The 19550-nt window shown below is 74.2% G+C and carries 18 protein-coding genes; 5 read left to right on the forward strand and 13 right to left on the reverse strand.

Annotated elements, in window-relative coordinates; genetic code table 11:
* The first annotated feature begins 138 nt into the window (after positions 1–138).
* A complete protein-coding gene (locus ACLQ2U_RS21395; RefSeq protein ID WP_425752500.1) occupies positions 139–1359 on the forward strand; it encodes a CAP domain-containing protein in 1221 nt (406 codons plus the stop codon).
* 112 nt (positions 1360–1471) lie between these two features.
* Complete coding sequence (locus ACLQ2U_RS21400) at positions 1472–2365, forward strand: endo alpha-1,4 polygalactosaminidase (RefSeq protein WP_425752501.1); 894 nt, start codon at positions 1472–1474, stop codon at positions 2363–2365.
* A 139-nt stretch (positions 2366–2504) separates the two neighbouring features.
* Here the strand turns inward: ACLQ2U_RS21400 and ACLQ2U_RS21405 are convergent, their stop codons facing one another.
* The 9 genes from ACLQ2U_RS21405 to rsmD all read right to left on the reverse strand — a co-directional run bounded on the left by ACLQ2U_RS21405 (position 2505) and on the right by rsmD (position 10212).
* Positions 2505–4724: an MMPL family transporter gene (locus ACLQ2U_RS21405; protein WP_425752502.1), complete on the reverse strand. Its 2220-nt coding sequence runs from the start codon at positions 4722–4724 to the stop codon at positions 2505–2507.
* A 224-nt stretch (positions 4725–4948) separates the two neighbouring features.
* Positions 4949–5806 (reverse strand): bifunctional DNA-formamidopyrimidine glycosylase/DNA-(apurinic or apyrimidinic site) lyase, encoded by an 858-nt coding sequence (mutM, locus tag ACLQ2U_RS21410; protein ID WP_425752503.1) that lies wholly within the window; start codon positions 5804–5806, stop codon positions 4949–4951.
* Positions 5799–6596 (reverse strand): ribonuclease III, encoded by a 798-nt coding sequence (gene rnc / locus ACLQ2U_RS21415; RefSeq protein ID WP_425752504.1) that lies wholly within the window; start codon positions 6594–6596, stop codon positions 5799–5801. The genes mutM and rnc overlap by 8 nt, the downstream gene beginning before the upstream one ends.
* A complete protein-coding gene (locus ACLQ2U_RS21420; protein ID WP_425752505.1) occupies positions 6593–7570 on the reverse strand; it encodes a phosphate acyltransferase PlsX in 978 nt (325 codons plus the stop codon). The genes rnc and ACLQ2U_RS21420 overlap by 4 nt, the downstream gene beginning before the upstream one ends.
* A gap of 114 nt (positions 7571–7684) precedes the next feature.
* Positions 7685–7858 carry a 50S ribosomal protein L32 gene (rpmF, locus tag ACLQ2U_RS21425; RefSeq protein ID WP_425752506.1) on the reverse strand — a complete coding sequence of 58 codons (174 nt, stop codon included), beginning with the start codon at positions 7856–7858 and terminating at the stop codon, positions 7685–7687.
* A gap of 5 nt (positions 7859–7863) precedes the next feature.
* On the reverse strand, positions 7864–8427 hold the full coding sequence (locus ACLQ2U_RS21430; RefSeq protein ID WP_425752507.1) for a YceD family protein: 564 nt from the start codon (positions 8425–8427) through the stop codon (positions 7864–7866).
* Between the two features lie 109 nt (positions 8428–8536).
* Positions 8537–9034 (reverse strand): hypothetical protein, encoded by a 498-nt coding sequence (locus ACLQ2U_RS21435; protein ID WP_425752508.1) that lies wholly within the window; start codon positions 9032–9034, stop codon positions 8537–8539.
* Between the two features lie 129 nt (positions 9035–9163).
* Complete coding sequence (coaD, locus tag ACLQ2U_RS21440) at positions 9164–9652, reverse strand: pantetheine-phosphate adenylyltransferase (RefSeq protein WP_425752509.1); 489 nt, start codon at positions 9650–9652, stop codon at positions 9164–9166.
* Positions 9649–10212 carry a 16S rRNA (guanine(966)-N(2))-methyltransferase RsmD gene (gene rsmD / locus ACLQ2U_RS21445; RefSeq protein ID WP_425752510.1) on the reverse strand — a complete coding sequence of 188 codons (564 nt, stop codon included), beginning with the start codon at positions 10210–10212 and terminating at the stop codon, positions 9649–9651. The genes coaD and rsmD overlap by 4 nt, the downstream gene beginning before the upstream one ends.
* 307 nt (positions 10213–10519) lie before the next feature.
* Between rsmD and ACLQ2U_RS21450 the strand changes: the two genes are divergently transcribed.
* Positions 10520–11677, forward strand: coding sequence for an LPXTG cell wall anchor domain-containing protein (locus tag ACLQ2U_RS21450; protein WP_425752511.1), 1158 nt, complete (start codon positions 10520–10522; stop codon positions 11675–11677).
* A gap of 599 nt (positions 11678–12276) precedes the next feature.
* Here the strand turns inward: ACLQ2U_RS21450 and recG are convergent.
* Together recG and ACLQ2U_RS21460 are read right to left on the reverse strand one after the other, a co-directional pair.
* Positions 12277–14478 (reverse strand): ATP-dependent DNA helicase RecG, encoded by a 2202-nt coding sequence (gene recG / locus ACLQ2U_RS21455; RefSeq protein WP_425752512.1) that lies wholly within the window; start codon positions 14476–14478, stop codon positions 12277–12279.
* Positions 14475–16100 (reverse strand): DAK2 domain-containing protein, encoded by a 1626-nt coding sequence (locus ACLQ2U_RS21460; RefSeq protein WP_425752513.1) that lies wholly within the window; start codon positions 16098–16100, stop codon positions 14475–14477. Before ACLQ2U_RS21460 ends, recG begins: the two co-directional genes overlap by 4 nt.
* Before the next feature lie 303 nt (positions 16101–16403).
* Here ACLQ2U_RS21460 and rpmB point away from each other — a divergent pair, with 303 nt between their 5' ends.
* Both rpmB and ACLQ2U_RS21470 read left to right on the forward strand, forming a co-directional pair.
* The gene (gene rpmB, locus ACLQ2U_RS21465; RefSeq protein ID WP_088963534.1) at positions 16404–16595 is read left to right on the forward strand and encodes a 50S ribosomal protein L28; all 192 of its coding nucleotides are present in this window, start codon (positions 16404–16406) and stop codon (positions 16593–16595) included.
* A 210-nt stretch (positions 16596–16805) separates the two neighbouring features.
* A complete protein-coding gene (locus tag ACLQ2U_RS21470; protein WP_425752514.1) occupies positions 16806–18059 on the forward strand; it encodes an ATP-grasp domain-containing protein in 1254 nt (417 codons plus the stop codon).
* Positions 18060–18083: 24 nt separating this feature from the next.
* On the opposite strand, the gene ACLQ2U_RS21475 is transcribed toward ACLQ2U_RS21470, so the two are convergent.
* Together ACLQ2U_RS21475 and ACLQ2U_RS21480 are read right to left on the reverse strand one after the other, a co-directional pair.
* Positions 18084–18545, reverse strand: coding sequence for a GNAT family N-acetyltransferase (locus ACLQ2U_RS21475; RefSeq protein ID WP_425752515.1), 462 nt, complete (start codon positions 18543–18545; stop codon positions 18084–18086).
* Positions 18546–18567: 22 nt separating this feature from the next.
* Positions 18568–19506 (reverse strand): thiamine-phosphate kinase, encoded by a 939-nt coding sequence (locus ACLQ2U_RS21480; RefSeq protein WP_425752516.1) that lies wholly within the window; start codon positions 19504–19506, stop codon positions 18568–18570.
* Positions 19507–19550 lie beyond the last annotated feature (44 nt).

The raw sequence follows: 19550 nt of genomic DNA on the forward strand, positions 1-19550 counted from the left end.
CGCCAGGCCTGGACCCTCTACCGCTGGGACACCCGCTCCACCCGCCGACCATGAACCCGCCTAATTGCGCGACCTCTTAGCCACGTTGCCGCAGTTCAGGAGGCACCCGTAGCGTCACCCCGGCCCGCAACCGACCCCGTGGAGGCGACAGGCGTGTACGGCTGGACCGACCCAGACGACCCGGACGGCGCTCACCGGCGCCCGCAACCGCCGACCGACGAGCCGGCCTGGCTCAGCGACCGTCCCGAGCCGCGGTCGGCGTACCTCTTCGGCGACGAGCCGGGGCAGCCGGGCGAGGACCGGTGGGCCGACGCCCCGACCGGCCGCTACGAGCCCCTGGCGACCGAGCCCGCGTCGTACGGCGAGCCGTACGCCGGGCACGCGCCGTACGCCGGGTCGTACGGCGAGCCGTACGGCGGGTACTCGCCGTACGCCGAGCCGGAGGACCGGACCGCGGTCACCCCGCCGGTCGACCTCACCGCCGACCGGGAGGCCACCGCGTTCACCCCGGCGGTCGCCCCCTTCGAGGGCGCCACCGGCTGGAGCCCGACGGCGGAGCCGGCGGCCGACCAGGAGGGCCGGCACCGCCAGAAGCGCCGCTTCCCCCGCCCGCTGGTGATCGGCGGCGCCGCCGCGGCGGCCACCCTGGTGGTCAGCCTCGGCATCGGCGCCCTGGTGCTGACCGGCGGTGACGAGGACGCCGACCGGGCCTCCTTCGACGACACAGTGGCCGCCGCCCCGGTGGTGCCCGGGCTCGACGCCACTCCCGGCGACGCGCTCTCGCCCACCGCCTCCCCGACCGCGTCGCCGACCACCGCCCGGCCGACCCCGTCGCCGAGCCGGACCGTCAAGCCGGCGCCCGCGCCGGCAAGGACCACCGGGGCCCCGTCCCGCCGGAGCACCACGCGGGAAGGCAGCGCCCGTCCCACCGGCACCGGCACCGGCACCGGCACCACGCTGAGCGGCGGCGCCGGGGTCAGCAGCCAGGCCAAGCAGGTCGTCGACCTGGTCAACGCCGAGCGGGCCAAGGCCGGCTGCAACGCGCTGAAGATCGACGACAAGCTGATGCTGGCGGCCCAGCGGCACAGCCAGGACCAGGCCGACCACCAGGACATGACGCACACCGGCAGCGACGGCAGCGACGCCGGCGAGCGGCTCGACCGGGTGGGCTACTCCTGGCGCACCTATGGCGAGAACGTCGCCTGGAACCAGAAGACCCCGGCCGCGGTCATGGACGCCTGGATGAACAGCCCGGACCACCGGGACAACATCCTCAACTGCGCCTTCACGCAGATCGGCGTGGGCGTGGCGACCAGCAACGGGCCGTACTGGACCCAGGACTTCGCCGCCCCGCGCTGAGCCCGGGCCCACCCGCCCCCCGCCGCCGACATGCCCGCGTCGTCGACGGGGGGCGCTCGTTTGACCGGGTGAGGCCGGCGCCGGGGCGCCGGCGGGGACCCGGGAGCTGCCGATGCGGATCCGGCTGCCAGCGTCCGCGAGGCGGAGCGGGCCGCTGCGGGTCGCCGCGCGCACCCGGCCGCCGGGCAGCCGGCGGCGCGCGACCCGTCGGGCGCTGCCGGCCGTCGTCGCGCTCACCCTGCTCACCGCGGTGTACGGCTGCCGGACCCCGATCGTGCCGCCGGGCGCACCGACCCCGTGGCCGACCGAGTACGCCCAACAGTGGCAGTGGCAGTGGCAGCTCAGCGGCCCGCTCGACACCACCGTCGAGGCGGACGTCTTCCTGCTCGACCCGGTACGGGCGACCGCCGCCGAGACCGCCGCGCTGCGCTCCCGGGACCGCCGGCTGGTCTGCCAGGTGCACGTCGGGTCGTACGCCGTCGGCGACCCGGACGCCACCCGCTTCCCGGCGGCGGTCCGCGGCGCCCCGGCCCGCCGGCCGCAGAGCCGCTGGCTGGACGTACGCCAATGGGACGCGCTCGAGCCGGTGCTGGCCGACCGGTTCCGGCTCTGCCGGGGCAAGGGGTTCGGCGCGGTGGCCCTGGCCGACGCGGACGGGTACGCGCACCGCTCCGGCTTCCCGCTGGACTTCGACGACCAACTGATCTTCAACCGGCGGCTGGCCGACCTGGCCCGCTCCCTCGACCTCTCCCCCGGGCTGATGAACGACGTGGGCCAGGTGGCCGCGCTGGCGCCCGACTTCGACTTCGCGGTCAACGAGGAGTGCGTCCGGCTGCGGCAGTGTGCCAAGCTGCTGCCCTTCGCCGACGCCGAGAAGCCGGTCTTCCACGTCGAGTACGCCGGCGCCGCCGACCGGTTCTGCGTGTCCACCCTCGGGTACGGCTTCTCCTCGATTCGCAAGACCCGCGACCTGTCCGCGTGGCGGGAGGCCTGCCGCCTCCCCTGAGGCCCGGCGTACCCCGGACGTGCGGCGCCGCCCCCACGGCGCTCGCCCCGGCGGAGGCGGAGAAGAACACCATCCTGCACCGCCGGGCACGCGGAGGGCCCGGACCGCCGCCGCGGTCCGGGCCCTGCGGGTACCTGCTCTAGCGGGCGCCGACCAGCTCGGGGGCCGGCGCCGGCGGGTCGGCCGGCGGGGCGGCGGCCCGGGCCCGCAGGAAACGCGGGGCCCACCAGTTGGCGTCGCCGAGCAGGGTCATCAGCGACGGCAGCACCACCGCGCGGATGATCGTGGCGTCCAGCAGGATCGCCGCGGCCAGCCCCACGCCGAGCTGCTTCATGTCGATCGTGCTCAGCGAGGCGAAGATCGCGAACACCCCGACCATCACGATGGCCGCGCTGGTCACCACTTCTGCCGACGAGGTGATGCCGTACGCCACCGCCTCCCGGTTCGACATGCCGGCGCGCAGCCCCTCGCGGATCCGGCTGACCACGAAGACGTGGTAGTCCATGGAGAGCCCGAAGAGCACCACGAAGAGGAAGAGCGGCAGCCAGGAGACGATCGCGCCCATCGAGGTGAAGCCGAGCACCCCCTCCGCCCAGCTGCCCTGGAAGACCAGCACCAGCAGCCCGTACGCGGCGCCGGCGGAGAGCAGGTTGAGCAGGATCGAGGTGAACGCGACCACCACCGACCGGAACGTCCAGGTCATCACCAGGAAGGTCAGCGCCAGCACGAAGGCCATCACGACGGGCAGCTTCTCCTGGACGTGCTGCGCGTAGTCCTCGCTGGCGGCGACCCCGCCACCGACCGCGTACTCGACGCCGGGGATGTCGCGCAGCGCCGCCGGCAGCAGGTCGTCGCGGAGTTCGTGCAGCGAGCGCACCGCCCGGTCGTCCCGGCTGGCGTACGGGGTGGCCACCTCCAGCACCGACACCCGGCGGTCGGCCGAGACCTCGATCTTCGGGCCGTCCGACTCGACGGGGGCGAAGAGCGGGTCGCCGCCGGCCCGGCCGGCCAGCCCGGTCAGCGCGCCGCGCACCCGGTCGGCCTGCTCGGCCGGCGCCCGTACGGCCACCGTGTGGCTGGTGCCGGTGCTCGGGAAGGCGCCGGTGAGCCGGTCGTACGCCTGCATCGCCGGCGTGGTCCGCGGCAGGTCCTCCATGCCGGGGAACTTCAGCTTCATGCCGAGCGCCGGGGCGGCCAGGGCGAGCAGCAGCCCCACCGAGACGACCAGGGTGGCCAGCGGCGCCTTCAGCGCGGGCCGCAGCACCGCCGGCCAGAACCGCGGCCGCACCGGCTCACCGTGCCGCCCGGTACGCGCCGCGGTGAGCCGCCAGAGCAGCGGCACCCGGGGCCGGTCGACCCAGCGGCCCAGTTTGGCCAGCAGCGCCGGCAGCACGGTCAGCGAGCCGGTCACCGCGACCGCGACCACCAGGATCGAGCCGACGGCGAGCGAGGAGAAGACCGCGTCGTTGGCGAGCAGCAGCCCGGCCATCGAGATGATCACCGCGAAGCCGGAGACGACCACGGCGTGCCCGGAGGTCTCCGCGGCGATCTCCACCGCGTCCAGCCCGGAGCGTCCCCTGGCCCGTTCCTCCCGTTCCCGGCGGACGTAGAAGAGCGAGTAGTCCACCCCGACGGCCATGCCGATCAGCAGGATCACGCTGGCCGTGGTGTCGGTCGCCGGCACCAGGTGCGAGGCGAGGGTGGAGAGCCCCATCGCCGCGGCGACCGAGGAGAGCGCCAGCAACACCGGCACGCCGGCGGCGATCAACGCGCCGAACGCGATGATCAGAATCGCCAGGGTGACCGGCAGGCTGAGCAGCTCGGCCCGCTTGAAGTCCTTGCCCAGGGTGTCGTCCAGCGCCTTGTTGATCGACGGGCCGCCGACCTGCTCGACCCGCAGCTGCGGGTGCGCCGCCTGGACCTGTGCGGTGGCGTCGCGCAGCGGCTGCACGCGGTCCGACGCGGTCTCCGGATCGCCCGACATGGTGATCGGCACGAGCAGCGCGCCCCCGTCGCGGGACGGCACCGGCGCCCCCACCGACGCCACCCCGATCACCTGCCGTAGGCGCTGCGCCGCGTCCGCCGCCGCGGCCCGCGCCTTGGCGATGTCCAGCTCGCCGGCCCGCGGTGTGATCAGAACGTTTTCCACCGCGGGGTCGTCGAAATTCCCCTCCGTGACGATGATGTCCGCCCGGCCGAACTCGCCGATCGCCATGTCGGCGTCAGTGGCCTCCTTCAGGCCGGCGGCGTTGCCCCCCACGAAGCACACCGCCACGAACACCGCCCAGAGCGCGATCGCGCGCCACGGGTGCTCGGCGCTCCACCGCGCCACCCGCACCGTCACCGGTCTCCTGCCCATCTCCGGGCCCCCCTCCACACGTCGGCCCCCTGCCGACGCTGCTGACGCTAGGGAGGACGGCGGGCGGAGACATCGGGGAACGGCCCCGGCTCGTCCCGGACGCGACCGGAGCGGCCCGATCGGACCGGGACGAGTGGGTCAACCGGACAGAGGCGGTGAAACCCGGCGGGAATCCGGGGCGCGCCGGGAGTGGCACACCGGCGCAACCCCGAGCCCGCTCGGGGTCATCCCTTCAGGGCACCCCGGGGGCGCGGCTGACAACGCGGGCAGCTGTACGACGACCGGTTCATGAACGCCTCGCGCCGGATCGGCGCGCCGCACCGCCGGCACGGCTCGCCCTCGCGCCCGTACACGTTCAGCGCCCGGTCGAAGTAGCCGCTCTCGCCGTTGACGTTGACGTAGAGGGCGTCGAAGCTGGTGCCGCCCTCCTTGATCGCCTCCCGGAGCACGTCCCGGACGTGCCCGAGCAGCCGCGTCGCGGCCGGGGCGGTCAGCGCGTCGGTGGGGCGGGCCCCGTGCAGCTTCGCCCGCCAGAGCGCCTCGTCGGCGTAGATGTTGCCCACCCCGGAGATCAGGGTCTGGTCGAGCAGGGCCCGCTTCACCTCGGTACGCCGCCGACGCAGCGCCGCCACGAAGCCGGCGTCGGAGAACTCCGGGTCCATCGGGTCGCGGGCGATGTGCGCGATCTCCGCCGGCAGCTCGGCGCCATCCTCGCTGACCGAGAGGCCACCGAAGGTGCGCTGGTCGACGAAGCGCAGCTGGGGACCGTCGTCGGCGAACCGGAACCGGACCCGCAGGTGCAGCTCGTCGGCCGCCTCGGCCGGCTGGAGCAGCAGCTGGCCGGACATGCCGAGATGGCCGATCAGGGCGTCACCGCTGTCCAGCGGGAGCCAGAGGTACTTGCCCCGGCGCCGGACGTCAGTCACCGTCCGGTCGGCCAGCACGCCGGCGAAGTGCTCGGGGCCGGGGACGTGCCGGCGGACGGCGCGCGGGTGGCGTACCTCCACCGAGGTGATCCGGCGGCCGGTGACCCACTGGGCCAACCCCTGCCGGACCGTCTCGACCTCGGGCAGCTCAGGCACGGCCCAGGCCCGCCTCGGCGGGATCGGCGGCGTCCTCCGCCGCCTGCGCGGCATCCTGCTCGGCCGGCGCGGCCTGCGCGGCCTGCTCGGTGAGCTTCCGCCAGGCCGACTCGGCGGCCCGCTGCTCGGCCTCCTTCTTGCTGCGCCCCTCGGCCCCGCCGTAGCGGTTGCCGGCCACCACCACCCAGGCGGTGAAGGTCTTGAGGTGGTCCGGCCCGGTGCCCTCGATCCGGTACTCCGGGACACCCAGCCCCAGCGCGGCGGTGAGTTCCTGGAGGCTGGTCTTCCAGTCCAGCCCGGCTCCTCGGCCGGCCGACTCCGCCATCAGCGGGTCGAAGAGCCGGTGGATGACGATCGCCGCGGTGTCCAGCCCGTACTGGAGGTAGATCGCGCCGAGCAGCGCCTCCAGGGTGTCGGCGAGGATGCTCGCCTTGTCCCGGCCGCCGGTGCTCTCCTCGCCCTTGCCCAGCAGCAGGTAGGCGCCGAGGCCGTCCGGCCCCAGCCCCCGGGCCACGTCGGCCAGGGCGCGCATGTTGACCACGCTGGCCCGCAGCTTGGCCAGCTGCCCCTCGGGCAGGTCGGGGTGGTTGCGGAAGAGCGCGGTGGTGATCACCACGCCGAGCACCGAGTCGCCGAGGAACTCCAGCCGCTCGTTGGTGGGCAGGCCGCCGTTCTCGTACGCGTACGAGCGGTGGGTGAGCGCGCGCTCCAGCAGCTCCGGATCGAGCGTCACGCCGAACGCCGCCTCCAGGTGACCGATGGGAGCCCGCCGCCGTCTGTCGTTCGTCATGCGCTTACCTCGGTGTCGTTGCTGTCACTGGTCAGGACGTTGTCGGGGGTGCCGTCGAGCAGCGCCCGGACCCGGTCGGTGGCGCCGCGTCGCCACAGGTGGGCGGCGAGCGCGATCCCGGAGGCGACGTCGTCGGCCGCCGCGGCGCCGTGGCAGACCACCACCGTGCCGGCCACGCCGAGCAGGGCGGCCGCGCGGGGGGCGCCGCCGCGATCGGGGGGTCCACCGGCCATCGCGTACGCGCCCTCGATCGCCTTCAGCAGCACGTTACCGGTGAACCCGTCGGTGACCACCACGTCGGCGCGCGCGCCGAGGGAGACGTCGTACCCCTCGACCAGGCCGACGTAGCGCGCGCCGCAGGGCAGCGGCACGGCGGCGAGGAGGGGATCGGCAGCCCTGCGGGGGCGGTCCCCCTTGCCCGCCTCGGTGCCGACGGAGAGCAGGCCGACCCGGGGCGCGGCGATGCCGTGCGCGACCGCGGCGTAGGCGGCGCCGAGCACGGCGTGCCGGGCGAGGGTGGCCGGGCGGGGTTCCAGGGAGCCGCCGACGTCGAGCAGTACCACCGGGCCGGCGACGGCCGGCAGGGTGGCCACCAGGGCCGGACGGCGGACGTCCGTCCAGCGGCCGAAGCCGAGCGCGGCGGCGGAGACGGTGGCGCCGGTGGAACCGGCGGAGACGAGGGCGTCGGCGGTGCCGTCGCGGACGGCGGCGACGGCCGCGCGGACGGTGCTGTCGGCGCGGGGCGCGTGGTCCGCCGCGCCGGCGGCGGCCCGCACCGGCCGGACCGTGATCCGGGCCCGCTGCACCGGCGTCAGGGCGTCGACGACCGCGGCCGCGACCTCGGTCGGACCGACGAGCAGCAGGTGCAGGTCGGGGTCGGTGCGCACCGCACGCAGAGCGCCGTCAACCACGACGGCGGGAGCATCGTCCCCGCCGAGGAGGTCAACGGCGATCCGCGCGGTGCCCGGCTCCATCGGATCACCGGCCGGAGCAGGCCGGCCGGCGTCGGAGGGAGCCGGGGCACCGGGCGATCGCCTGGGTGCGCGCGCCGCCCGACCCGTGGTCGGGGGCGTCACTCGGCGTCCAGGTCAGACCTCGAGAACCTGGCGGCCGTTGTACGTGCCGCAGACGGAGCACGCGGTGTGCGGCAGCTTGGCCGACTTGCACTGCGGGCAGGCCACGGTCGCGACCACGGCCGCCTTCCAGTTCGCCCGGCGGGACCGGGTGTTGCTGCGCGACATCTTGCGCTTGGGGACGGCCACGGTTCCTACTCCTCTGTACGGTTCAGTTGCGACAGGCCCGCCCAACGCGGGTCGATCTGCTGGTGGCTGTGGTCGGCCGGCAGATCGTCCCAGTGCACCCCACAGTCGGGGCACAAGCCTGGGCAGTCCTCCCGGCAGAGCGGGTTCGTCGGCAGCGTCAGCACCACCGCGTCCCGCAGCACCGGCTCCAGGTCGATCAGATCGTCCTGCATCCGGCCCACCTCGTCCTCGTCGGTCGTGGTGTCCGTGGTGCTGTTCTCGTACGCATACAGCTCCTGGACGTTCACGACCACCGAGTCGTTGATCTCGCGCAGGCAACGGCCGCACTCGCCCCGGACGGGACCGGAGATGGTCCCGGAGACGAGCACGCCCTCGGACACCGACTCCAACCTCAGGTCGAGGTCGAGGTCCGCGCCCTCCGGCACGCCGATCAACTCCACGCCGAGGTCCGCCGGTGCCGGCACGACCCGCTTGACCGCAAGCAACGCACCAGGCCGACGCGGCAGGTCCCTCGTGTCGAGGACCAGCGGCGACCTGGGGTTGAGTGATGAAGGCGAGTGTTTGGGCATAGTTAGACTCCGGCCGGTGAGAGGCCGACATAAAAGGTTACCTGGACGACCGCCGGACCGTCGAACCGGGGGCGACGTCGGTCCTGCCTGTCGGCTGGCGAGGTGCCGCTCAGAAGGGTAACGGGCGTTCCGCCTCATCCCCAGCGAAGGTGCCGATCTCCCGCAGCGCGTGCATCTTGTCCCGGCCGCGCTCTATCGAGGCCAGCGCCCGGGTGAGGAACTGCTCGAAGTTGGCCAGCGCGGTGTCGACGTAGTCGTCGACCTCATCGCGCAACCGCTGCGCCTCGGCCCGGGCCTCGGCGATGATCCTGGCGCCCTCGTGCTCGGCGGAGACCGTGATTTCGTTCACCGACACCAGGCGGGCGTGTTCCGCCTCACCCTCGCTGATGATCCGGTCGGCCTCCCGCTTGCCGGCCTCCATGATCTTGTCCCGCTCCTCCAGGAGCGCGGCGGCCCGGCGCAGGTCGGCGGGGAATTCGACGCGCAGCTCGTCGAGGGCCCCGATCATCTCGCCCCGGTCGACCATGCAGTTGTTACGCGACATCGGGACGGAGCGGGCCTGCTCCACCATGGCGATCAGTTCGTCGATGCGATCGAGCGGGTCCACCGGTACCTCACTCCCTGTCGTTCGTCGGCCGACCTACATGATGCGGGTTACGGCCGGGTTCCCGCTCCACACATCATGTCGCGCCCCGGCGAACGACAGCCCCCACCACCCCGGCCCGGCGCGTCGCGATCAGTCGCGGGCGGCGGGGCCGATCCGGGCCTGGAGGGCCTTGCGCACCCGGTCGGGGACGTGCGACGAGATGTCGCCGCCCCACTTCGCCACGTCCTTGACCAGGCTGGAGGAGAGGAAGGAGTAGAGCGGGTTGGTCGGCATGAAGAGCGTCTCGACACCGGCGAGGCCGATGTTCATCTGGGCCATCTGCAACTCGTAGTCGAAGTCGCTGACCGCCCGCAGGCCCTTGATCAGGACACTTGCCTCCTGCGCCCGGCAGAAGTCGACCAGCAGGCCACGGAACGACTCGACCCGGACGTTGTCGTAGGAGGCAGTCACCTCGCGGAGCATGTCGATCCGCTCCTCGACGGTGAACAGGCCCCTCTTCGACTGGTTCACCAGCACGCCGACGATCACCTCGTCGAAGAGCCGGCTGGCCCGTCCGATGATGTCGAGGTGTCCGTTGGTGACCGGGTCGAACGAGCCGGGACACACCGCACGTCTCATGATCGGCGACCGTACCAAAGGGTGGTCTCGCCGTAGCGGCGACTGCGCTCCGGCGTGATGCCTTCCACCCACTCGACCGGCCCGGTCCGGCTGGACCGCTCCACTACGACCATCGCGTCCGGCGCCAGCCAGCCGCCGTCGAGCAGCGCGGCCAGCATCGCGGTGATCTCCGCGTCGGGCACCGCGTACGGCGGATCGGCGAAGACCACGTCGTACGGCTCGCCGCCGGGGCCGGCCGCGAGCACCCCGGCCACCTTGCCGGTGACCAGCCGGGCGGCCGGCGCGGCCCGCAGCGCGGCGACGTTCTCCCGGATCACCCGCGCGGCACGCGGATCGGACTCGACCAGCAGCACGTGCTCGGCACCCCGGGACAGCGCCTCCAGGCCGACCGCGCCGGAGCCGGCGTAGAGGTCGGCGAAGCGCGCGCCGACCAGGTCGATCTCGGCCTGCACCGCGCTGAACAACGCCTCGCGTACCCGGTCGGAGGTGGGCCGGGTGCCGGCGCCGGGCGGCGCGGCGATCCGCCGCCCGCCGAGCGTGCCGGCCACGATCCGGGTCACGGTTGCCCCCTGTGCATGCCTCGACGCTACGCGACCGCCGATCGTCGCGAGCCGCCGAGCGACGACCGTCGGCGGTGTCACCCCGCCGACACGGAGCGTCCATCAATGATCTCAACTAGACAACATCATCATTAAGTGACTCTTCGGTCATCCCAGATTCACCACTCATCGATAGAGTCGCCCGGCGTGCTCGCTTTCCGCACGGGCACACAGCGCCGGGAGGGCGTCGGAACCGGTCTCGCCAAACGGCAGGCGATGACCGTTCCGCCTCCCGGGCCACCCCCGATATCCCTCGTCAGGAGAAGGCGTGAACCGTCTGAAGTCCCCGTACCGCCATGTCATGGCGGTGACCGCAAGCGCGCTGATCGGCATCGCCGGCGCCCTGACCCTGGCCAGCCCGGCCAGCGCGCACCACAGCGAGGTCAAGGTCACCGCAGAGTGCGACACCGCCGCCGGCGAGTGGGTCACGACCTGGACCGTCAACAGCTACGCCCCCGAGAAGGTGAACAACTTCCAGTTCACCAAGGTTGAGGCCACCAGCGTGGTGAAGGGTGCGACCACCCCGTTCACCATCGACGGCATCGCGGTGAGCGAGGCCGACACCTTCCCGCACAAGGTGTCGGAGCCCGTGGTCGGCAAGGCCCGCCTCTCGGGCGACGCCACCGAGGCCTCGCTGACCGTGCGTGCGCGGTGGGACAACAAGTACGAAGAGAGCAGTGACCGGGGTGCGTCCATCAAGTTCAGCGAGAGCTGCGCGAAGGTGGTGACCCCGCCGCCGGCCGAGGCCAACCCGAAGGCCACAGTGGCCGCCGACTGCGACGGCGACGTCGTGGTCAAGCTGGAGAACGGCGCGGAGGCCACCAAGGACGCCTCGTTCACGGTCACCGGCACCGACGGCTTCACCAAGACCGCGACCGTCGAGGCCGGCGAGGACACCACGATCACGGTTCCGGCCCGCAACGCCGAGCGGATCAAGGTGACCGAGGCCGGGCAGGAGGAGCCCCTCTTCGACGACCAGCCCGCCGAGGCCAAGGACTGCGTCGAGCCGGGTGAGCCGACCGGCAGCATCCAGATGACCTGCGACGCGCTGATCTTCCAGATCGAGAACCCGAAGGACGGCAAGACCGTCACCATCACGCTCACCCCGAACAAGGGCGAGGCGCAGACGCTGGTCGTCAAGCCGGGCGAGACCAAGACCGCGACGTTCAAGGCCTTCGAGGGCCTGACCGTCACTCCCAAGGCCGAGGGCCTGGACGACTCGTCCCCGATCGCCTGGGAGAAGCCGGCGGAGTGCACCACCGCCAGCCCCACCGCCCCGCCCGCGGGCGGCGGCGCCGGTGGGCCGACCCTGCCGAAGACCGGTGCACCGGCTGCCCTGATCGGCGGTGGCGCGGCCGCGCTGCTGGCGGCCGGCGCGGTGCTCTTCGTCGTGGCGCGGCGCCGTCGGGTCCGCTTCACCGCCTGATCCACCACAGTGACGAGGGCGCGTCGACCGACCGGTCGGCGCGCCCTCGCGCTGTTCCCGGCGGTACCGGACTGCTCCCGCTGTGTCGGGCGCGGAGCCGCGCTGCCGCGCGTGCTGCGCGTGCTGCGCGGCAGCCAGCGCTGTCCGCGCCCGCTACAGAGCTGATGTCGTCAACGAGTCACCGGTGGCAGGCTCTCTGAGTCGTTCACGACATCAGGTCGAAAGGGAGGCACCACACCTCGGTCCACCACCCACGCCTCTCGGCCGCCACCCGCACTGGATCGAACGCGGGGCCGCTTCACCGGATGCCGCTCGCGTCCGCTCCCCCGGCCGCCCCTGGCGCGTCACTCCGACCGGTCGGGGTTCAGCCCGGCTCGCTCGGCCGCCCAGCTTCCGCAGCCACCGGCGCCGGTAGAGGAAGAGAACGGGCAGGCAGAACGCCGTGAAAGTGCCGAGCGCGTCCGGGACGAGAGCGAGCCACCAGCTGCCACCCCGGCTGAGGATGGCGTCGCCGAGCCACGTCAGCCCGACCGCCGCGAGCAGCATCGACCAGAGCCAACCGGCGCGTAACGGCACGGGGAGCGCCGGCCGGTCGCCAATCACCCCTTCTCCAGGTATTCCGCCCGCTCCTCGTCGACCAGCGCGGCGACCGAGGCGGCCAGCGCGGGATGCCGGGCCAGCTCCGGGTCCTCCTCGACCAGCGTGATCGCCTCGGCCCGGGCGTCCCGGATCAGGTCGGTGTCGCGCAGCAGCGACAGCAACCGCAGGTGCGAACGGCGCCCCGACTGGGTCGCGCCGAGCACGTCGCCCTCCCGGCGCTGCTCCAGATCGAGTTCGGCCAGCTTGAAGCCGTCCGTGGTGGAGGCGACCGCGTCGAGCCGCTCCCGGGCCGAGGAGCCCTCGGCGGCCTCGCTCACCAGCAGGCAGAGGCCGGCGGCCGAGCCCCGGCCGACCCGGCCACGCAGCTGGTGCAGCTGGGAGACGCCGAACCGGTCGGCGTCCAGCACGATCATCACGGTGGCGTTGGGCACGTCGACGCCCACCTCGACCACGGTGGTGGCGACCAGCACGTCCAGCTGACCGTCGGCGAAGGAGCGCATCACCGCGTCCTTCTCGTCGGCGGGCAGCCGGCCGTGCAGCACGCCGATCCGCAGCCCGTGCAGCGGCCCCTCGGCGAGCAGCGGGGCCACCTCGGTCACCGCCAGGGGCGGCCGGCGCTCGCTGTCGTCCTCCCGCGGCGCCTCCTCATCGCTCTGCGGTCCCTCCCCGATCCGCGGGCAGACCACGTACGCCTGGTGGCCGGCGGCGACCTCCTCGCGGAGCCGGCGCCAGGCCCGGTCCAGGAAGGCCGGCTTCTCCGCCGCGGGCACCACGTGCGAGGCGATCGGTGAGCGGCCCTTCGGCAACTGGGACAGGGTGGAGGTCTCCAGGTCGCCGTAGACCGTCATCGCCACCGTGCGCGGGATCGGGGTGGCCGTCATGACCAGCACGTGCGGCGGCTGGTCGGCCTTGGACCGCAGCGCGTCGCGCTGCTCCACGCCGAACCGGTGCTGCTCGTCGACGACCACCAGGCCCAGGTCGGCGAAGTCGACCCCCTCGTAGAGCAGGGCGTGGGTGCCGAGCACGATGCCGGCCCGCCCCTCGGCGACCTCGGCGAGGGCCCGCCGCCGGGCCGCCGCGCCGAGCGAGCCGGTGACCAGCTCCACCCTGGTCGCGTTCTCCGCCGCGCCCAGCTCGCCGGCCTGCGCGAGCGGGCCGAGCAGGTCGAGCATGCCCCGGTGATGCTGGGCGGCGAGCACCTCGGTCGGGGCGAGCAGCGCCGCCTGCCCGCCGGCGTCGACCACCTGGAGCATCGCCCGCAACGCCACCACGGTCTTGCCGGAGCCGACCTCGCCCTGCAGCAGCCGGTGCATCGGGTGCGGGGTGGCCAGGTCGGCGGCGATCTCAACGCCCACGTCGCGCTGGCCGGAGGTCAGCTCGTACGGCAGCCGGGCGTCGAACGCGTCGAGCAGGCTGCCCGGCTTCGGCGGGCGGGGCCGGGCCGGCCAGGACGCCGCCCGTTGCTTGCGCTGCACCAGGGTGAGCTGCACGGCGAACGCCTCGTCCCACTTGAGCCGGCGGCGGGCCCGGTACAGGTCCTCCTTGCTGGACGGACGGTGGATCTCCCGCAACGCGGCGCCGATGCCGACCAGGTTGCGGCTGGCCCGCACGGTGGCCGGCAGCGGGTCGTCCGGCGGGGTGAAGGTGTCCAGCACCACCCGAACACAGCGGGCGATCACCCAGGTCGGCACGGCCGCGGCGGCCGGGTACACCGGGATCAGCGCGCCGGCGAACTCCTCGATCTCCTCGCTGGCCGCCGCCTCGCCGTCGCCGCCCTCGCCGAGCAGCACGTACTCCGGGCCGTTGAGCTGCCGCTTGCTCCGGAACTCGGTGACCTTGCCGGCGAAGAGCCCCCACCGGCCGGGCCGCAGCTCCCGCTCCCGCCACGCCTGGTTGCCGAAGAAGGTCAGGGTCAGCACGCCGCCGGAGCCGTCGCCGACGGTGACCTCCAGCAGGTTGCCCCGACGCTGGCGCATCGGCCGTACCGCGGTCCGCTGCACCTGGGCCAGCACGGTCACCTGCTCGCCCACGTCCAGCGAGCGGATGTCGGTGTGCTCGCCGCGCTCGTCGTAGCGGCGGGGGAAGTGGTAGACGAGGTCACCGGCGGTGTGCAGGTCGAGATGGCTGGCCAGGGCCTTCGCCGTCTTCTCTCCGACCAGCTTCTTCAGCGGCGTGTCCACCGTGGCCGTCTCGGTCGTCATTCGACCCCCACCAGGAGCGGATAGTGCGGTTGGCCGCCCGGGTACACCTGCACCTCCACGAACGGCCAGCGCCGGCCGACGTGCGCGCGGATCGCGTCGGCCAGGCCGTCCGGGGCGTCCGCGCCGGTGAGCAGGGTGACCAGCTCACCGCCGCCGCCGAGCATCCGGTCGACCACGGCGGCGCAGGTGTCGACGAGGTCGGCGCCGATCAGGTGCACCTCTCCCTCCACCAGCGCCAGCACGTCCCCCGGTCGGCAGGGGCCGGCGACGGTGAGCGCCTCCCGGCTGGCCCAGCAGACCTCGGCGTACCGGCAGGCTCCGGCGGCCTCGGCCATCGCGATGACGTCGTCCTCGAAGCGGCGCTGCGGGTCGCGGACGGCGAGCGCGGCCAGCGCCTGCACCGGCGACCGGGTGGGCACCACGCTGACCTTGACCCCGAAGCCGTGCGCCTCCTTCGCGGCGGCGCTCGCCACGGCCTGGGTGTTCGGGTCGTTGGGCAGCACCACGACCCGGGCGGCGGCGGTGGCCCGGACGGCGTCGAGCAGCTCGGCGGTGGAGGGGTTGCCCGGCACCACCCTCGCCCCCTCACCGGCGAACAGCTCGGCGATCCCCGCGCCGGCCGCCACCACCACCGCGGCCCGGCCGTCGGTCGCCGGCCCCGGTCGCGGCGCCGGCGCCGTCTGGTCGGCGAACCGGGTCACCGAGATCCGGTACGGCCGCCCGGCGATCACGCCGGCCTCCACCGCCGCGCCCACATCGTTGACGTGCACGTGCACGTTCCAGGTGGTGGACGCCTCGGGCGAGGCCCCGTCGCCGACCACCACCAGCGAGTCGCCCAGCCCGGCCAGCTCGGCACCCATCCGGGCCACCGCCTCGTGCCCGGCGTCGAGCAGGAACTGCACCTCGTAGTCGTACTCGTCGGAGCCGCTCTCCCTGACGGCGGTGAGCGGCGGACGGACCGTGCGGGTCACCGGCGCCGGCCGGGGCGGGCTCTCCCCGGTGACCACCTCGACCAGCGCGTCGAGCAGCAGACAGAGCCCCCGGCCGCCGGCGTCGACGACGCCCGCCCGGGCCAGCGCGGGCAACTGCTCCGGGGTGCGGGCCAGGGCCCGGGCGGCCTCCCCCGCCGCAGCCCGGGCCACCGTGCGCAGGTCGTCGCTGTCGGCCTGCTCGGCCGCCACCGCGGCGGCGGCCACCACGCTCAGCAGCGTGCCCTCCACCGGGCGGGCGACCGCGGCGTACGCGGCGGCGGTGGCGTCGCGCAGCGCGGCGGCCAGCTCCCGGCCGCCCACCGCCGGCGTGGCGGCGAGGGCGTCGGCCATGCCGCGCAGGATCTGCGCCAGGATCACCCCGGAGTTGCCCCGGGCCCCGAGCAGCGCGCCCCGGGCCATCAGGCGCAGCGCGTGACCGTGTGGGGTGTGCCCGTCCTCCGGGAGGGTGCCCAGGTCCATCGCCAGCGCCTGCTGGGCCGAGGTCAGGGTGAGGACCATGTTGGTGCCGGTGTCGCCGTCCGGGACGGGGTAGACGTTGAGGTCGTCGATCTCGCCCTGGTGCCGGCGGAGCGCGGTGAGCCCACTCGCGCACCAGCGGCGCACCGCGGCGGCGTCGAGGGTGTCCAGCACGGCCAGAAGCCTACTGGCGCGCACCGACACGCGCCGGGGTCGGCCGTCCTCCCCCGGCGTGTCCGTCAGTCCCCGGGTCAGCACGGCATGCCGGCGAGCACTACCCTCATGGCGGCGTCCCTTCGTCAGGCATCCGCACGGGGACGGGCCGGCCGTGGCGTTCGTGACGGTGACCGGCCGCACACCGGAGCCGCCCCGACCGGGCCGGTTGGTCCGGCGCACGGGTCATCGGGTAACCTGACCAGGTTGCCCGGGCAGCGCCTGCCGGCGACCTCATGAACGTTTCAATCTCAGGAGTATCCCGTGGCTAGCGTGTGCGACGTCTGTGGCAAGGGGCCGGGCTTCGGCCACAACGTGTCCCACTCGCACCGGCGGACCAACCGCCGCTGGAACCCGAACATCCAGTCGGTGCGTACCCCGGCCGGTGGCGGCAACACCAAGAAGATGCAGGTCTGCACCTCGTGCATCAAGGCCGGCAAGGTCACCCGCGCCTGACGCGGTAACGCCTCCAGCTCGACAATCCACCAGCACCGGCGGGCCGTCACGGCCCGCCGGTGCTGTCGTGTCCGGGCACGCCCGGCTGGCGCGCTGACGGGTGCCCGACGGCAGCGTCGACCGGGCCTGGTCGCCCGGTTAGGGTCTGGCTGCGCCGGGTGCCCGGATCGACGCCTGGCGTGTCGCACGGACGCGCGGGAGGACCGACCGGTGGAGCTGGACCTGGGTCCCGACGAAATGATCTTCGTCGGGGCCGCCGTGGGCATGATGCGCTGGTTCGGCGAGCGGCTCCCGCCGGGCAGCGTGGTGGTGGTCGAGGAGCCGGAGATCATCCATCGCCGGGGCATCGACGCCCTGGTGGCCGGGCTGCCGGTGGTTTCCCGGGTGGTGGCCGCCGGCTACCAGACCGGCCTGGACGCCGACGCGCTGCTGGCACGGGAACCGGGTCTCGCCTCCGCCCGACTGGTCGTGCCGGGGCTGGAGTACGCCGTCGGCGCCACCGCCCGGCTGGCCGAGCGGCTGGACCTGCCCGGCGCCGGCCCGGAGGCCGCCGACGTCTTCTCCGACAAGCACCGGATGCGGGAGCTCGCCGACAAGGCGGGCCTGGCGAACCCGGCGTACGAGCTGGTCGACTCCCCCGCGGCGGCCGAGGCGTTCGCGGACCGCTTCGGCGGCCGGTGCGTGCTCAAGCCGACCCGCCGCTCGGGCAGCCTCGGTGTGCAGGTGATCACCGACCGGGCCTCGATCGCCCCCGCCTGGGCGGCGAGCGCCGCGCCGGAGCATCCGGCGGAGGCGACCTTGGGGCTGCCCACCGGCGTCCTGGTCGAGCAGACGCTGCGCGGCCCGGAGTACAGCGTCGAGCTGCTGGTCGCCGACGGCGAGGTGTGCTTCGGCAACGTCACCGACAAGCGGGTGCTGCCCGGCCGCAGCCCGGTGGAGACCGGGCACACCGTGCCGTCGGCGCTGCCCGCGGCGGCCCGGGCCGAGCTCGTCGCGGCGGCCACCCGGCTGGCTGGGGCAGCCGGCTTCCGGACCGGGGTGCTGCACAGCGAGTGGATCGTGGTCGACGGGGTGCCGACGCTGGTCGAGTGCGCCGCCCGGCTCCCCGGCGACATGATCACCGCGCTGGTCTCGGTCGCGTACGAGTGCGCGTTCATCGAGGCGTACCTGCGCACCCTGCGCGGCGAGCGGCCCGCGCTGCCGGCCCGGCCGACCGGGGCGGCGGCGGTGGAGTTCCTGCTCGCCCCGGCGGGCACGGTCACCGCCGTGGCCGGGCTGCGCGACGCCCGCCGGGTGTCCGGCGTCCTCGACGTCCAGCTGGACGTGGCGGTCGGCGACCCCGTGGGCGAGGTCACCTCGTCGCTCCGGCGCAGCGGTCACGTGCTGACCTGGGGCGCCGACCCGGCCGAGGCGACGGCCGCCGCCCGGACCGCCGCCGGGAAGATCCGGATCACCGCCGGCTGAGCCGGCCGGTCGGGTCCGCGCCGGTCAGAGGGTACGGCCGAAGGAGAGGCAGCCCGGCGCGTCGGCGTAGAAGCCGAAGTTCGAGATCGGCTCGTACCCGGCGGAGGTGTACATGGCGATCGCCTCGGGCTGCCTGTCGCCGCACTCCAGGATGATCTGCTTGCGCCCGTGGTGGCGGGCGGACTCCTCGACCGCGGCCAGCACCGCGCGGGCCACCCCGCGCCCGCGGGCCACCGGCGCGGTGTACATCCGCTTCAGCTCGGCGGTGTCGTCGCCGTGGCTGCGCCAGCCGCCGCAGCCGACCGGCTCGCCGTCGAGGTGGGCGACGAGGAAGGTGCCGTGCGGCGGGGCGAACTCGGTTGCGTCCACCGGTGTCTCGTCGCCGCTGCCGCCGTACCGCTGGCCCAGGTCGGCCAGGGCGGCCGCGATCAACGCCTGCGCCACCGGCGAGTCGAAGCGCTCCGCCCGGATCTCGATCTCACTCACGGGTGAAGGGTACGACCGCCCCTTACCGGAAGTGGTCCCAGCCGGCCGGGCCGTCGTATTGCTCACCGTCGACGGTGACGCCGGCGCCCTCGACCACCCGGCCGACCGGCCGCCACTCGGCGGGCAGGGCCACCGACCGGGGGAAGGTCGCGGCCAGCGCGTGGTCGTCGCCACCGCCGAGGATCCAGGTGTACGGGTCGACGCCGAGCGCCTGCGCCGTGTCACGCATCTGCCGGGGCACCTCGAAGGCGTCCCGGTGCACGTCGATGCCGACCCCGCTGGCCTTCGCCACGTGCCCCAGGTCGGCCAGGAGCCCGTCCGAGACGTCGATCATCGAGGTGGCGCCGAGCCGGGCGGCGTGCGGACCGGCCGCGTACGGCACCTCCGGCCGCCGGTACGCCTCGACCAGCACCCGGGGGGTGCGGAAGCCCCGGGACAGCACGGTCAGCCCCGCCGCCGCCCAACCCGAGCGCCCGGCCAGGGCGAGCACGTCACCCGGCCGGGCGCCGGAGCGGACCACCGGCGGGCGGCCGTCCAGGTCGCCGAGGGCGGTGACCGCGATGGTCAGGGTGGGGCTGGCGGACATGTCCCCGCCGACCACGCTCGCGCCGACCAGGGCCGCTTCGGCGCCCAGCCCGTCGGCCAGCTCCTCGGCCCAGCTCGTCTCCAGCTGCGTCGGCATGCAGAGGGCGACCAGCAGCGCCGTCGGGGTGGCGCCCATGGCCGCGATGTCGGCCAGGTTGGCCGCCGCCGCCCGGTGCCCGACGTCCTTCGCGCTGGACCAGTCCCGCCGGAAGTGCCGCCCCTCCACCAGCACGTCGGTGGAGGCGGCCACCCGCCGGTCCGGAGCGGCCACCACGGCGGCGTCGTCGCCCGGCCCCAGCAGGCAGGACGATCCGTACGTCAATCGGGCGGTGACCCGGTCGATCAGGCCGAACTCGCCGACACCCGCGACACTCATGTCTTCCTTCCGACGCGCTCGCTCGCTGCTTCCCCGCGACCACC

The sequence above is a fragment of the Micromonospora sp. DT47 genome (assembly GCF_049844475.1).
Lineage (GTDB): Bacteria > Actinomycetota > Actinomycetes > Mycobacteriales > Micromonosporaceae > Micromonospora.